The 13,265-nt window shown below is 69.6% G+C and carries 13 protein-coding genes; 5 read left to right on the forward strand and 8 right to left on the reverse strand.

Annotated elements, in window-relative coordinates:
• Positions 1–22: 22 nt before the first annotated feature.
• On the forward strand, positions 23–682 hold the full coding sequence (locus ACIBK4_RS15265; protein ID WP_398995134.1) for a M15 family metallopeptidase: 660 nt from the start codon (positions 23–25) through the stop codon (positions 680–682).
• 14 nt (positions 683–696) lie between these two features.
• Here the strand turns inward: ACIBK4_RS15265 and ACIBK4_RS15270 are convergent, their stop codons facing one another.
• Together ACIBK4_RS15270 and ACIBK4_RS15275 are read right to left on the reverse strand one after the other, a co-directional pair.
• Positions 697–1,659, reverse strand: a complete 963-nt coding sequence (locus ACIBK4_RS15270; RefSeq protein ID WP_398995135.1) for an SDR family NAD(P)-dependent oxidoreductase — start codon at positions 1,657–1,659, stop codon at positions 697–699.
• 317 nt (positions 1,660–1,976) lie between these two features.
• Positions 1,977–2,999, reverse strand: a complete 1,023-nt coding sequence (locus tag ACIBK4_RS15275; protein WP_398995136.1) for a PHP domain-containing protein — start codon at positions 2,997–2,999, stop codon at positions 1,977–1,979.
• Positions 3,000–3,079: 80 nt separating this feature from the next.
• Between ACIBK4_RS15275 and ACIBK4_RS15280 the strand changes: the two genes are divergently transcribed.
• Positions 3,080–3,316, forward strand: a complete 237-nt coding sequence (locus ACIBK4_RS15280; RefSeq protein WP_398995137.1) for a hypothetical protein — start codon at positions 3,080–3,082, stop codon at positions 3,314–3,316.
• Between the two features lie 11 nt (positions 3,317–3,327).
• Here the strand turns inward: ACIBK4_RS15280 and ACIBK4_RS15285 are convergent, their stop codons facing one another.
• The 4 genes from ACIBK4_RS15285 to otr(A) all read right to left on the reverse strand — a co-directional run bounded on the left by ACIBK4_RS15285 (position 3,328) and on the right by otr(A) (position 8,170).
• A complete protein-coding gene (locus ACIBK4_RS15285; protein ID WP_398995138.1) occupies positions 3,328–4,569 on the reverse strand; it encodes a ricin-type beta-trefoil lectin domain protein in 1,242 nt (413 codons plus the stop codon).
• A 153-nt stretch (positions 4,570–4,722) separates the two neighbouring features.
• On the reverse strand, positions 4,723–5,319 hold the full coding sequence (locus ACIBK4_RS15290; protein WP_398995139.1) for a VanZ family protein: 597 nt from the start codon (positions 5,317–5,319) through the stop codon (positions 4,723–4,725).
• Positions 5,320–5,359: 40 nt separating this feature from the next.
• Positions 5,360–6,022, reverse strand: a complete 663-nt coding sequence (locus tag ACIBK4_RS15295) for a DUF4230 domain-containing protein (protein WP_398995140.1) — start codon at positions 6,020–6,022, stop codon at positions 5,360–5,362.
• A gap of 288 nt (positions 6,023–6,310) precedes the next feature.
• Entirely contained in the window at positions 6,311–8,170 is a 1,860-nt protein-coding gene (otr(A), locus tag ACIBK4_RS15300) for a tetracycline resistance ribosomal protection protein Otr(A) (RefSeq protein ID WP_398995141.1), read from the reverse strand.
• A gap of 195 nt (positions 8,171–8,365) precedes the next feature.
• Between otr(A) and ACIBK4_RS15305 the strand changes: the two genes are divergently transcribed.
• Together ACIBK4_RS15305 and tuf are read left to right on the forward strand one after the other, a co-directional pair.
• Positions 8,366–9,319: a ribose-phosphate diphosphokinase gene (locus ACIBK4_RS15305; protein WP_398995142.1), complete on the forward strand. Its 954-nt coding sequence runs from the start codon at positions 8,366–8,368 to the stop codon at positions 9,317–9,319.
• Between the two features lie 55 nt (positions 9,320–9,374).
• Entirely contained in the window at positions 9,375–10,568 is a 1,194-nt protein-coding gene (gene tuf, locus ACIBK4_RS15310; protein ID WP_366435298.1) for an elongation factor Tu, read from the forward strand.
• Positions 10,569–10,613: 45 nt separating this feature from the next.
• Here tuf and ACIBK4_RS15315 read toward each other — a convergent pair whose 3' ends face one another.
• Positions 10,614–10,994, reverse strand: a complete 381-nt coding sequence (locus ACIBK4_RS15315) for an anti-sigma factor antagonist (RefSeq protein ID WP_398995773.1) — start codon at positions 10,992–10,994, stop codon at positions 10,614–10,616.
• Positions 10,995–11,217: 223 nt separating this feature from the next.
• The gene (locus tag ACIBK4_RS15320) at positions 11,218–11,667 is read right to left on the reverse strand and encodes a MarR family winged helix-turn-helix transcriptional regulator (RefSeq protein WP_398995143.1); all 450 of its coding nucleotides are present in this window, start codon (positions 11,665–11,667) and stop codon (positions 11,218–11,220) included.
• Between the two features lie 130 nt (positions 11,668–11,797).
• Here ACIBK4_RS15320 and ACIBK4_RS15325 point away from each other — a divergent pair, with 130 nt between their 5' ends.
• The gene (locus tag ACIBK4_RS15325) at positions 11,798–13,252 is read left to right on the forward strand and encodes an aldehyde dehydrogenase family protein (protein ID WP_398995144.1); all 1,455 of its coding nucleotides are present in this window, start codon (positions 11,798–11,800) and stop codon (positions 13,250–13,252) included.
• Positions 13,253–13,265 lie beyond the last annotated feature (13 nt).

The raw sequence follows: 13,265 nt of genomic DNA on the forward strand, positions 1-13,265 counted from the left end.
GCGGCTGGGGGATGATCACCCCATGACCGAGATCATCCTGATGTCCGACGCCCGCGTCGCCGCCGTCCCCGTCGAGGAGTGCGGGGAGCCCCTCGTCGACGTGAGTGACGTCCTGCTGGTCGACGACCGCAAGAACAAGGACTCCGACAGCGGCGCGGAACTCCTGCTGCGCCGGGGCGTGTTGGACCGACTTCTCCAAGCGCAGACCCTGCTGCCCGGCGGCCTGCGCCTGCTGTTCGTCGAGGGATACCGGCCGCCGGCCCTGCAACGCCGCTACTTCGAGAGCTACGGCGACGAGCTGCGCGCCGCCCACCCGGACTGGTCCGCCGACCGCGTCCGGTCCGCCGCCAGCCGGTATGTGTCCCCGCCCGAGATCGCCCCGCACTCCGCCGGAGCGGCCGTGGATCTGACTCTCGCCGATGAGGACGGCCGCGAGCTCGACATGGGTACGCCGATGAACGCCAACCCCGAGCAGAGCGACGGGGCTTGCTACACCGGCGCCGACAACATCACCGCGGAGGCCAGGGCCAACCGCAGCGTGCTGGGTGCGGCGCTCGGTGCGGTCGGCCTGGTCAACTACCCGACGGAGTGGTGGCATTGGTCGTACGGGGACCGCTACTGGGCGTTGATGAGCGGTGCGCCCGCCGCCCTGTATGGGCCGAAGGATCTCGACCCTTCGTGAGGCCGTGCCCGGAACTATCCGGCGAACGCGTCCACACCGGTTAGATCGGCGGACAGCTTCCACAGCCGGGCGGCCTGCTCGGGGTCGATCGCCCACTCCTTGACGCCGGTGCGCCCGCCGTCCGAGGGAGCGGGCTCGGCGATGTCGCAGTCCTCCAGGTAGACGCCGCCGAGGCCGTCCAGCTGGGGCGAGGTCGCGGCCCAGACCTGCGTCGCCGCGCCCTGCTCCGGGGTCTTGAAGAGATCCGGGTGCAGCAGGTTGCCGTCCTCGTCGATCCAGCCGCGCTCCACCATCTCCTCCGTGGCCAGGTGGCGTTGGAGCGGCGTGAGGATGCCGCCCGGGTGGAGCGCGAAGGCCCGTACGCCCTGGTCGGCGCCCAGCCGGTCGAGATGGACGGCGAACAGGACGTTCGCGGTCTTCGCCTGCCCGTAGGCCTCCCACTTGTCGTAGCCGTGGCTCCAGTGGACGTCGTCCCAGCGGATACCGGAGGCGTGGTGGCCGGTCGAGGACACCGAGACCACCCGCGCGCCGCCCGCCGCGATCGCCGGCCACAGCCGGTTGACGAGGGCGAAGTGGCCGAGGTGGTTGGTGGCGAACTGCGCCTCCCAGCCGGGCCCGACCCGGGTCTCGGGGCACGCCATGATCCCGGCGTTGTCGATCATGTAGTCGACGGTGCGGCCGGAGGCGAGGAAGCGGTCGGTGAAGCCGCGCACGCTCTCCAGGTCGCCGAGGTCCAGCTCGTCCACCTCGACGCCGGGCAGTCCGGCCACGGCTTCCCGGGCGGCATCGGGGCGCCGGGCGGGGACGACCACCCGGGCGCCGGCCTTGGTGAGCGCGCGGGTGGTCTCCAGGCCGAGGCCCGAGTAGCCGCCGGTGACGATCGCGAGCCTGCCGCTCAGATCGAGGCCCTCCAGGACGTCGTCGGCCGTGCTCTTCGCGTCGTATCCCGAACCGATCTTGTGCTGTGCAGTGGTCATGAAAGGAACGCTACGAATTGAAGTGCGCTCGAAGTCAAGCGGAGGAAGCCCGAAGCCAAGCGCGGGAAGGGACGCGCGAACCCGGACATGGGGAAGCCCCGACCGCGACGGGGGAATCACGGCCGGGGCGGCCAAAGGGGTGGGCACGGAAGGCGGTCGCCTCGCGGCGAAAGGCTCCACAGGGCTTCAGCCGAACGATCTTCCCTGTGGGCGGAGGTTGAGGCCCGGGGACTCTGTTCCCTCCGCACCCACGGTCTGTTCAACGGGGAACCACCTGCGAGTGTTCCTGTGTACGCCGCCGCGAGCGGTGATGTGCATCACGTGCCATTGGTCCAGTCCAGTAGCGCGTCCGCCGGCCACGTCGTCACCACCCGTTCGGCGGTGACCCCGCACTCCTCCGCCCGCGCACAGCCGTTGATCTGCCAGTCGAGCTGCCCGGGAGCGTGCGCGTCGGTGTCGATCGAGAACAGCACCCCGGCATCCACGGCCTTCCGCAGCAGCCGCTTCGGCGGGTCCAGCCGCTCCGGACGGCTGTTGATCTCCACGGCCGTGTTCGACTCGGCACACGCGGCGAACACCTCGTCCGCGTCGAAGACGGACTCCGGCCGCGCGGCACCGCCGTTCCGTCCGATCAGCAGCCGTCCTGTGCAGTGCCCGAGGATGTCCGCGTGCGGATTCCGTACGGCGGCCACCATGCGGCGGGTCATGGCACGGGACTCCATGCGCAGCTTGGAGTGCACGGAGACCACGACGACGTCGAGCCGCTCCAGCAGCTCCTCCTCCTGGTCCAGCGAGCCGTCGTCGAGGATGTCGCACTCGATGCCGGTGAGGAGCCGGAAGGGCGCCCAGGTCTCGTTCAGCGCCGCCACCACGTCCAGCTGCTCGCGCAGCCGCTCCGGGGACAGTCCGCGGGCCACGGTCAGCCGGGGGGAGTGGTCGGTCAGCACGGCCCACTCGTGGCCGAGCCGGGCCGCCGTACGGCCCATCTCCTCGATCGGGCTGCCGCCGTCCGACCAGTCGGAGTGGAGGTGGCAGTCGCCGCGCAGCAGCGCCCGCAGTCTCTCGCCGCCGGGGCCGGGCGGGGCGGGGGCCTCCGCCTCCAGTTGCTCCAAATAGGCGGGGACCTGCCCGTCCAGGGCCTCGCGGGCCACCTGTGCGGTCTTCGGGCCGATGCCCTTGAGCGACTCCAGGGTCCCGGCCGCCGCGCGTTCGGCGACCTCGCCCTCGGGGAGCGCCGCCAGGATCCTGGCCGCCGTACGGAAGGCGCGGACGCGGTAGGTGGGGGCCAGGGAGCGTTCCAGGAGGAAGGCGATCCGGTCCAGTGCCTGCACGGGATCCATCGAGCCTCCTCCCGCGAGGGGGCCCCGGCCGGGAACCGTGGACCGCTCGCGTCCGCGTGATGCGTTCTAGGCTCTATTGCATGACCGAAATGTCCAGCCCGCACATCTCCAGCCCGCGGATCATGGTGCTCAAGGTGCAGCCCGGTGCCCCGCCGTTCCGCATCGTGGAGATCGACGGGGAGATGGTCGCCGAGGCCACCGGGATCACGGACGTTCTGCAGGTCGCGGCCGTGTGCGGCATCACGGTCCGCGACCTGGACGACCCGGACGTGGTGCGCTGGGTCGGTGGGGACAAATTCACCTGGTTGCCGCACTAGCCCTTACGGAGTCAGCCGACGGTCCACTTCTGGTTCGCGCCGCCCGAGCAGGTCCAGATCTGCAGCGGGGTGCCGTTGGCGGAGGTGTTGCCGGTGACGTCCAGGCACTTGTTGGCCTGTGGGTTGACGATGTCGTTCGCCGAGCTGACGACCCACTGCTGGGCCGCGGAACCGTTGCAGTCGTAGAGCTGCACCTTGGTGCCGTCCGCGGTGCCACCGGCGTTCACGTCCAGGCACTTGCCGAGCGCGCGGATCGTGCCGTCGGAGCCCACGGTCCACTGCTGGGCGGCCGAGCCGTTGCAGTCGTAGAGCTGCACGGCGGTCCCGTTGGCGGAGTTCGCGCCGTTGACGTCGACGCACTTGCCGGCCAGGCCCTTGATCGCCACCCCGGTGGCCGTGTCACTCGTGGTGACCGACACCGAATCCACCACCAGCTTGGCCGGGAAGGCCGTGGCGCTGTTCGGGTCGCCCGGCCAGTCGCCGCCGACCGCCAGGTTGAGGATCAGGAAGAACGGCTTGTTGAACGCCCAGGTGTTGCCGCCCACGTCTGCGGGCGTGCGCGTCTCGTAGACGACACCGTCGACCGACCACTTGATCGAGTTGGGCGCCCAGTCGACGGCGAAGGTGTGGAAGGCGTCCGCGAAGGCCGCGCCGTTCGCCAGTGTGTAGGCGGCGCCTATCCCGTTGGCGCCGGAGTAGCCGGGGCCGTGGATGGTGCCGTGGATCGTGGAGGGCTCGAAGCCGACGTTCTCCATGACGTCGATCTCGCCCGAGTTGGGCCAGCCGACCGACCCGATGTCGGTGCCGAGCATCCAGAACGCGGGCCACATGCCCTGCCCGCGCGGGATCTGCATCCGGGCCTCGACGTGCCCGTACTGTGCGCTGAACTTGCCCGAGGTGTTCATCCGGGCCGAGGTGTACTGGCAAGTGCCGTACCAGCACTGGTAGTTGGCCGGGTTCTCCTTCTTGGCCGTGATCACCAGATGGCCCTGGCCGTCCAGGGCCGCGTTGTTGGTGCCGGACGTGTAGTACTCGCGCTCGTGGTTGTTGACGTTGTCGCCGGTCTCCTGCGTCCACTTCGAGGAGTTGACCGCCGAACCGGCGGCCCCGTCGAAGGTGTCGGAGAACGTGACGGCGTCGGCCTGGTCGGCCGACGTGGAAGCCGCCCGCGCCGGACCGATCGCGGCGGACGCGACCAGTGCGGCGGACAGGGCGGCGAAAAGACATCTGCGGAGCATGCGTGGGGAGGCCACGGCATTCCCTTCTGTACGGCGGACGTGGGGACCGACACGCCGACTGAGGTGGGGGGTGAAAGCGTCGCCTCTTGATTTAAGGGATGAGATAAGGAGAGCGTCAATACCTTGGTACGGACCAGTAGTTGAATGTTACGGACCGGTAGTCAAAGGTCATGACGTGGCCTTCGGCGCTTTGGACGCCTTCGATGCCTTTGGTGTCCTTGCCGCCTTCTCGACGGGCTTCCGCGCGTGCACCGCCCGGCCCAGCCGGCGCCCCAGCAGGACCCAGCCGATCAGCGCGCCCGAGGTGTTGAGGATGACGTCGTCGATGTCGAAGGCCCGCCCGGTGATCAGCGCGCCCTGCGCGAACTCCACCAGGAGCATGACGGTCGCCGTCAGCAGCAACACCTTCAGGATGCCGCGTGCCCGTGGCGCGAACACGGGCACCAGCACACCGAAGGGGATACCGAGGACGACGTTCCCGCCGATCTGCTTGATGGCGTCGCGCATGGCCGGCTGGTCGAGATAGGCCTTCAGGGAGCGGCCCGGGTGCAGATTGGTGTGCACGAGGGCCTTGGACGCGGGGGACGGCTCCAGCGTGAGCTTGGCCAGTACGACGGCGAACGCCACCATGAAGACGAAGCCGATCAGCATCGCCAACAGACGCACGGGGAGGGACAGTTGATGGCGTCCGCGGTCGGGTCGGGTCGGCTTCGGGTCGGGCTCCGTCTTCTTGGTGGAACGTAGGCGCGGGACGGTACGGGCCATGCGGTGGGCCTCCAGCTTTCGATGGTTCAGCAGCGTCAGGTCAGGCGCTGTAGGAGATGTTCACGGTCGTGAAGCCGAGCGAGCCGAGGAGACCCTTGAGCATGCTGGTGGTGTTCGTCTCGGCACGCGTGGTCAGCCCGCTGGTCTTCGCCGCCTCGGCGATGTGCTTGGACGCGAGCTTCTGCACGGCCTGCTCGCTGTTGGGGTTGTCGGAGAAGATGTCGCCCAGCCGGTCCAGCAGACCCCGCTGCTTGGAGACCGTGTAGGAGTGGTCCGGGTCCAGCGCCGGCTTGCCGAGCGTCGCCTTCGGCAGCTTGATGCTGGCCGTCGTGCGGTCGGCGTTGACCGTCACGTCCTGCTTGCCGAGCTTGCCGAGGTCGACGTAGCCCTCCACGGTGCCCGCGCCGACGTACAGCGTGCGGGTGCCGCGGATCGCGTCGGGCAGGAACTTGGCGTCCTTCTCCAGGTCCACGACGACCTGGAAGTTGCCGGAGGCCGCGTCGTAGCGGCTCATGTCCTGGATGGACTTGAGCAGCGCCGGACCCGAGTTGTCGTGGGTCTCGGTGCCGAAGATGTCCCGCAGGCCCGGGAGCACGGCCAGCCGGAGCCCGGCGAACAGCACGGCGATCACAACGACGACGGCGGTGAGCACCTTCGCCCAGCCCGGCATGCGCCGGGGTATACGGCTGATGGAAGTCGTCATGGGGACGGCCCTCCCTTCCTCGGTATGCGCATGCCCCCCAAATGCCTTGTCAGACAGACCTGTTGGTCGAATGGTCCATCTGACGGAGGCACGGAGGGCGCACAGGGGTGAAAAGTCACTGTTCCGGCCCGCCGGGAGTCCCGGCGGGCCGCAGACAGCATTTCCCGGTGGCCTCGCCCCATGCGTCCCGTGACCTTTCCGGAGCACGGTCCGTTCCATGTCGTGACACTGGCCACGGGTGCCCCGGCCGTGTCGTCCGTTTTCCGCTCCCGCGCTGGTGAACAGCCCTCAGTGCGGCCGCAGTTCACGGTCCCCCGACGGCCGCGACCACCACACCCCCTCGCCGTGCGTGAGCCCGGGAAGCGCCCGTTCCACTTCGCGCACCCGCCGGGCCGGCAGCTCCCCGGTGATCACCCAGGAGGCGGCACCACCCGTCGTCCCCGCGAACTCGGCGCGGCAGGACGCGAGATGAGCGGTCACCGGCGCGAGTGCCTCCGGCGGGACCTCCGTCTCGAACGTGACGTACGGCTCGTACAGCCGCGTCCGCGCCAGCCGCAGCGCCCGGCGCAGCACGATCGGGGTGAGCCCGCGGAAGTCCGCCGCCGTGCTGAGGGGGCCGACGAACCCGGAGCGGGTGAGCGTGACCCGGTAGTCCGTCACCGGTGCGCCGTTCAGCCCGCTGAGCAGAGTCGCGTGGACCGTGTCCTCGACGGCCTGGTGGAACGCCCGCGGGAGCGCGCCGAGTTCGGTCTCGTAGCCGAAGATCCCGCCGGAGCCGCGCTCCGCCGGTTCGACGCGGAGCCCGATCGTGGCCCAGTAACGGATGCCGTCGTGCCACGGCCGTTCCTCGCAGGCCTCACCGATCCCGGCCGGGCGCTCCAGGAACCGCACCCGGCTCGGCTCGAAGTCGGCCTCAACTCCGAAGTCCTGCAACAGAGTTGCCGCGATGACCTCCTTCTGGACCTCTCCGTACAGGAGCAGCACGGTCGCCCCGGACGCGGTCGGCCGCGCGTGCAGCAACGGGTCCTGGTCGGCCAGCGACAGAAGTGCCGAGCGCAGCGCCGCCGCCTGCTCGGGCCGCCGCGCCCGTACGACCGTCTCCAGCGTCGGCGGTGCGAACTGCGGTGCCCGCTCGGTGAGTTCACCGAGCCGGTCGCCCACCCGGATGTCCTTCGGGCCGGTCAGCGCTCCGATGTTCCCGGCGGTGAGCGGGCCCGAGCTGCCGATGACCTCAAGACGCGTGACCCGTCCGGAGACCTCGACCGTCCGGCCGTCGGCCCCTTGGCGGTGGAACGTGAGCCGCTGCCGCGCGGCCACCTCACCGTCGTAGAGCCGCAGATACGCCGTCCGTTCGCGGCCCGGGCCGGGGCGTACCGCGAAGACCGTGCCCCTCGGGGGGCCCGAGCCGGCCGGTGCGGGTGGGATCAACCGGACCATGGTCTCGACGAGTTCGGGGATTCCCTGGCCGCCGAGGGCCGAGCCGAACAGGAGGGGGTGGATCGAGCCGTCGGCGGTGTGGGTGGCCAGAGACGTGCGCAGGTCGTCCGGGGTGGGGCTGGGGCCGTCCACGACGGCCGCGAGGACGGACGGGTCGACGTCGGCGAGCGCCTCGGCCAGGTCCGGGTCGGCGGGTGGGCGGGGGCGTACGCGTGCCGCTGGGGTGCCGAGGGACGTCACGTCCGCGAGCGGTACGACGTGCGGGGTCAGGCGGCGGCGGATGTCCGTGACCAGGTCCTCGGAGCGGGCGCCCGCTCGGTCGATCTTGTTGACGAAGACCAGCGTGGGCAGCCGTAGCCGACGCAGGGTCCGCATCAGGACCCGGGTCTGGGCCTGGACGCCCTCCACGGCGGAGAGGAGCAGGACCGCGCCGTCGAGCACCTCCAGGGCGCGCTCCACCTCCGCGACGAAGTCCGAGTGGCCGGGGGTGTCGATCAGGTTGATCCTGGTGTCGCCGGACGTGAACGCGGCGACGGCCGAGCGGACGGTGATCCCGCGCTGCCGCTCGATCGTGCCGTCGTCCGTACGGGTGTCGCCCGCGTCGACGCTGCCGAGCCGGTCGATCGCGCCGTGGTCGAACAGCAGCCGCTCGGTGAGGCTGGTCTTACCGGCGTCGACGTGGGCCAGAATTCCGATGTTCAGGGTGTGCATGCGTGGTCGAGTCCTCAAGAATCGTCGTCCGGTGGGAAGGGCGGTGGATTCCGAGGAGTCGGCGCATCTGGGGCTTCCTAACGGGAGGGGGCACGGACGCGGCCATCATGGCGCCCGTCGACGGGGCGTCCGCAACCGGTTTTCCGGGTCAGTAGCATGAGGCACGGCCGGGAATGATCATGCGAGGAGCAGATCGTGCGAGACATCGCCGTGTTCAGCGGGAGTGCCCATCCCGAGTTGGCCAGGGAGGTCTGCGCGCATCTCGGTGTTCCGCTCAGCCCGACCCGGGTCAGCCGGTTCGCCAACGACTGCCTGGAGGTACAGCTCCAGGCCAACTGCCGGGAACGGGACGTCTTCCTGATCCAGCCGCTCGTCAAGCCGGTCCAGGAGAACCTCGTCGAGCTGCTGCTGATGTGCGACGCGGCGCGCGGTGCCTCCGCCGGGCGGATCACCGTCGTCATGCCGCACTACTCCTACGCCCGCTCCGACAAGAAGGACGCCCCGCGCATCTCGCTCGGCGGCCGGCTGGTCGCCGACCTGATGGTGGCGGCGGGCGCAAGCCGCGTGCTGGCGATGACCCTGCACTCGCCGCAGGTGCACGGCTTCTTCTCGGTGCCGGTCGACCATCTGCACGCGCTGCGTGAACTGGCCGCGCATTTCCGGCAGTACGACCTCTCGCGCACCACCGTCGTCTCCCCGGACCTCGGCAACGCCAAGGAGGCCGCCGCGTTCGCCCGGCTGATCGGCGCCCAGGTGGCCGCCGGCGCCAAGCAGCGGTACGCCGACGACCGGGTGGTGATCAGCTCCGTCATCGGTGACATCGCCGACCGGGACGTCATCGTCCTGGACGACGAGATCGCCAAGGGCAGCACCGTGCTCGAACTCCTGGACCGGCTGCGGGAGTTGGGGCCGCGCTCGATCCGAGTGGCCTGTACGCACGGCCTGTTCGCGGCCGGTGCGCTGAAGCGGATCGGTGAGCAGCCCGACGTACTGGAGATCGTCTGCACCAACACGGTGCCGGTGCCGGAGGAGGAGCGCACCGAGAAGCTGCGCATTCTGTCCATCGCCCCGGCGCTCGCCGAGGCCGTACGCCGCATTCACAACGGCGAGTCCGTCAGCGCCCTGTTCGACGCGCCGCCGAACGAATAGACATGAGGGGACGGAGCAACGCTCGGCAGCACCGAGGTGATCAGGAGGACTCGCCGTGGCGAAGGCGAAGTTCGAGCGGACGAAACCCCATGTGAACGTCGGCACCATCGGTCACATCGACCACGGCAAGACCACCCTCACAGCGGCCATCACGAAGGTGCTGCACGACCGGTTCCCCGACCTCAACCCCTTCACGCCGTTCGACCAGATCGACAAGGCGCCCGAGGAACGGCAGCGCGGCATCACCATCTCGATCGCCCACGTCGAGTACCAGACGGAACACCGGCACTACGCGCACGTCGACTGCCCCGGGCACGCCGACTACATCAAGAACATGATCACCGGCGCCGCCCAGATGGACGGCGCGATCCTCGTCGTCGCGGCCACCGACGGACCCATGCCGCAGACCAAGGAACACGTCCTGCTGGCCCGGCAGGTCGGGGTGCCGTACATCGTCGTCGCCCTCAACAAGACGGACATGGTCGACGACGAGGAGATCCTGGAACTGGTCGAGCTGGAGGTGCGGGAGCTGCTCACCGAGTACGAGTTCCCCGGCGACGACCTCCCGGTGGTCAAGGTGTCCGCGCTCAAGGCCCTCGAAGGGGACCCGGAGTGGACCGCCTCGGTGCTCGAACTCCTCGCCGCCGTCGACGAGTTCGTGCCCCAGCCGGTACGGGACGTGGACCGGCCCTTCCTGCTGCCGATCGAGGACGTCTTCACCATCACCGGGCGCGGCACGGTCGTCACCGGCCGGATCGAGCGCGGGATCCTCAAGGTCAACAACGAGGTCGAGATCATCGGCATCCACCCGCAGAAGACCCGGACCACCGTCACCGGCATCGAGATGTTCCGCAAACTCCTCGACGAGGGCCGGGCCGGGGAGAACGTAGGACTGCTGCTGCGGGGCGTGAAGCGGGAGGACGTGGAGCGCGGCCAGGTCGTCATCAAGCCCGGATCGGTCACCCCGCACGTGGAGTTCGAGGCCCGCGCCTACATCCTGTCCAAGGACGAGGGCGGCCGGCACACGCCCTTCTTCCACAACTACCGCCCGCAGTTCTACTTCCGCACGACCGACGTGACCGGTGTGGTGACCCTGCCGAAGGGCACCGAGATGGTCATGCCGGGCGACAACACGACCATGCACGTCGAGCTGATCCAACCCATCGCCATGGAGGAGGGGTTGAAGTTCGCGATCCGTGAGGGCGGGCGGACCGTGGGCGCAGGTCAGGTCACGAAGATCCTCAAGTAGCCCTGCCCACAAGGGAGTTCGCGGAAGAGTTCGGCAGAGCGCGGGTCACAACGTGCCGGACGTGGCCTCCGGCTGCTCCAGGGCCGCGTCCAGCGTCGGCAGCGGTGGCAACAGCCGGTTGAGGCCGGTGACCCGCAGGATGCGCAACGTCAGCGGGTGGGTGCAGACGAGATGCAGCCGCCCGTCCCGCTCCACCACCCGTTGCCGGGCCCGGAAGAGCAGGCGCAGCCCCGAGCAGTCGAAGAACTCGACCTGCCTCAGGTCGATCACGATTCGCGCACGGGGCCGCGCCGTCACCCGGTCCAGGTACGGCAGGATCTCCGTCGCCGCGGCGATGTCGATCTCCCCCCGGAACTCCAGCACCGTGAACCCGCGATCCCGGTGGATCCGCAGATGCCGGGTCAGCGGCGCGGGGTCCTGCTGCACGTCCACTTCGCCTCCAACCGGCCCTCGGTGAAGCGGGGTTGAGCGTAGAAGCGCTCCCCGCCCTGCAAGTTACCCTCGATGGAGTGAATTTGAGCATGTTCGATTGACATATGTCTTCGAATCTAGCCAGAGCTTTCTGTGATGTGCGCGGCAGCCACGGACCGGCGCACGCCCGGGTTCACCGGACGGCGGGCGTCAGGACCCGGGCCGACGGCCCCCGGACCTACGACAGTGCGTGCCAGGCCTTGGACAGCGCCTGCCGGAACTGCTCGCTCTGATGCGCCGTGAGCTGCGCGACCATCCGCTCCTCCAGCTCCCGCACCGGCCCGGCGCACCCCGCCAGCAGCTCGCGCCCCTCCTCGGTCAGCAGGATCAGCAGCTCGCGCCGATTGCGCGGATTGCGCTCCCGGCCGATCAGCCCGCGCCCCTCCAGCGAGCGCACCAGATCGGCGATGGACTGCGCGGTGACGAAGGAGTCCCGGGCGAGCTGCGCCGCGGACAGGCCGTCGTGTCGCTCCAGCACCGTGAGCGCGGTGTACTGGAGTGCGGTGATCCCGTACGGCCTGACCAGCTCGTCCAGGCGTGAGCGGACGACCAGCTCCACCTGCTTGACCATGTACAGCAGGGACGGGGGTGCCTTTGTCGCTTGGACGCCAACCAGGGATTCAGCCATGGATTCACCCTAGAGCATTGACAGGAAACCTGTCTGTAATGAGACTGCGGACCAGACGCAAAACCAACAGGAATCCTGTTGGTTGAAATCTTGGCAACGATAGTCCTGGCAACGATGCTGAGGAGTGGCGATGACCGCCTTCGAGATCGAACCCGGCCGCCTGTTCGTCGGGGGCCAGTGGCGCGAGGCCGCCGACGGAGCGCGCACCGAGGTGGTCGACCCGTCCCGGGGCCGGGTCGTCACCACGGTCGCGGAGGCGGGCCCCGCCGATGTGGACGCCGCCGTCCGCGCCGCCCGCGAAGCCTTCGACAGCGGACGCTGGTCCGGGCTCAGCGGCCGTGAACGCGGCCGGGTCCTGCACCGCGTCGCCGAGCTGATCCGCGAGAACGCCGACGAACTGGCCGAGTTGGAGAGCCTGGACGTAGGCAAACCCATCACCCTGTGCCACGCCGTCGACGTGACCAACGCGGCCAACGACTACGAGCACTACGCCGCCCTCGCCTTCTCCCTGGACGGCTCGACCCGCGACACCCCGCTCAACGCGCTCGCCTACACCAAGCGCGAGCCGCTCGGCGTGGTGGCCGCGATCACTCCCTTCAACTTCCCGCTGATTCTGGCCGGTTCGAAACTCGCCCCCGCCCTCGCGGCCGGCAACACCGTGGTCCACAAGCCCGCCGACGAGACCCCGCTCAGCGCCCTCTACATGGCCGGGCTGCTCCAGCGGGCCGGCGTCCCGGACGGTGTCGTCAACGTCGTCACCGGCGCGGGCCCGGTCGCCGGGGAGGCCCTGCTGCGGCACGCGGGCGTCGACAAGATCGCCTTCACCGGCTCCACCGCCGTCGGCCGGCACGCCGCGAGCGTCGCCGGCGAGAACCTCGTACCCGTGACCATGGAACTCGGCGGCAACGCGGCCCATCTCGTCTTCGAGGACGCCGACCTGGAGAAGGCCGTCGGCGCGGTCATCAAGGGGTTCGTCTTCAACACCGGCCAGTTCTGCATGGGCGGCCCCCGCCTGCTGGTCGCGCGCCCCGTCTACAGCACCCTCCTCAACATCCTCGCCGACGCCGTCCCCGGCGTACCCCTCGGCGACCCCCGGCTGCCCGAGACCGTCGTAGGGCCGATGGCGGGGGAGAAGCATCTGCGGAAGGTCGAGGAGTACGTCGACCTCGCCCGCAAGGAGGGCGCCCGCATCGTCTGCGGCGGCGAACGCCTCGACCTGGACGGCGGCTACTACTACAAACCCACCGTCATCGCCGACCTCGCCAACGACTCCCGGGTGATCCAGGAGGAGATCTTCGGCCCGGTCCTCACCGTGCAGCCCTTCGACACCGAGGACGAGGCCGTCGAACTCGCCAACTCCACGCCCTACGGCCTGGCTTCGGGCATCCAGACCGGCAACCTCGGCCGCGCCCACCGCATCGCCGACCGGCTCCAGGCGGGCATCGTCTGGATCAACGACTGGGCGATGCTCGACCCCAACGTCCCCTTCGGCGGCGTGAAGGACTCCGGCTTCGGCCGCGAGTACGGCCCCGAGGGCCTCGCCGCGTACACCCGGACCAAGTCCGTCGTCGTCTCCCTCGACTGACCTATCCCACCTA

It is taken from the genome of Streptomyces sp. NPDC050528 (genome assembly GCF_044457795.1).
Lineage (GTDB): Bacteria > Actinomycetota > Actinomycetes > Streptomycetales > Streptomycetaceae > Streptomyces.

What these genes read in the sequence shown, in the direction of transcription:
- ACIBK4_RS15320 (WP_398995143.1), bottom strand. Translation starts at nt 11,667, where the DNA reads ATGGCTGAATCCCTGGTTGGCGTCCAAGCGACAAAGGCACCCCCGTCC.
- ACIBK4_RS15290 (WP_398995139.1), bottom strand. Translation starts at nt 5,319, where the DNA reads ATGGCCCGTACCGTCCCGCGCCTACGTTCCACCAAGAAGACGGAGCCC.
- ACIBK4_RS15270 (WP_398995135.1), bottom strand. Translation starts at nt 1,659, where the DNA reads ATGACCACTGCACAGCACAAGATCGGTTCGGGATACGACGCGAAGAGC.
- ACIBK4_RS15275 (WP_398995136.1), bottom strand. Translation starts at nt 2,999, where the DNA reads ATGGATCCCGTGCAGGCACTGGACCGGATCGCCTTCCTCCTGGAACGC.
- ACIBK4_RS15295 (WP_398995140.1), bottom strand. Translation starts at nt 6,022, where the DNA reads ATGACGACTTCCATCAGCCGTATACCCCGGCGCATGCCGGGCTGGGCG.
- ACIBK4_RS15280 (WP_398995137.1), top strand. Translation starts at nt 3,080, where the DNA reads ATGACCGAAATGTCCAGCCCGCACATCTCCAGCCCGCGGATCATGGTG.
- ACIBK4_RS15325 (WP_398995144.1), top strand. Translation starts at nt 11,798, where the DNA reads ATGACCGCCTTCGAGATCGAACCCGGCCGCCTGTTCGTCGGGGGCCAG.
- ACIBK4_RS15265 (WP_398995134.1), top strand. Translation starts at nt 23, where the DNA reads ATGACCGAGATCATCCTGATGTCCGACGCCCGCGTCGCCGCCGTCCCC.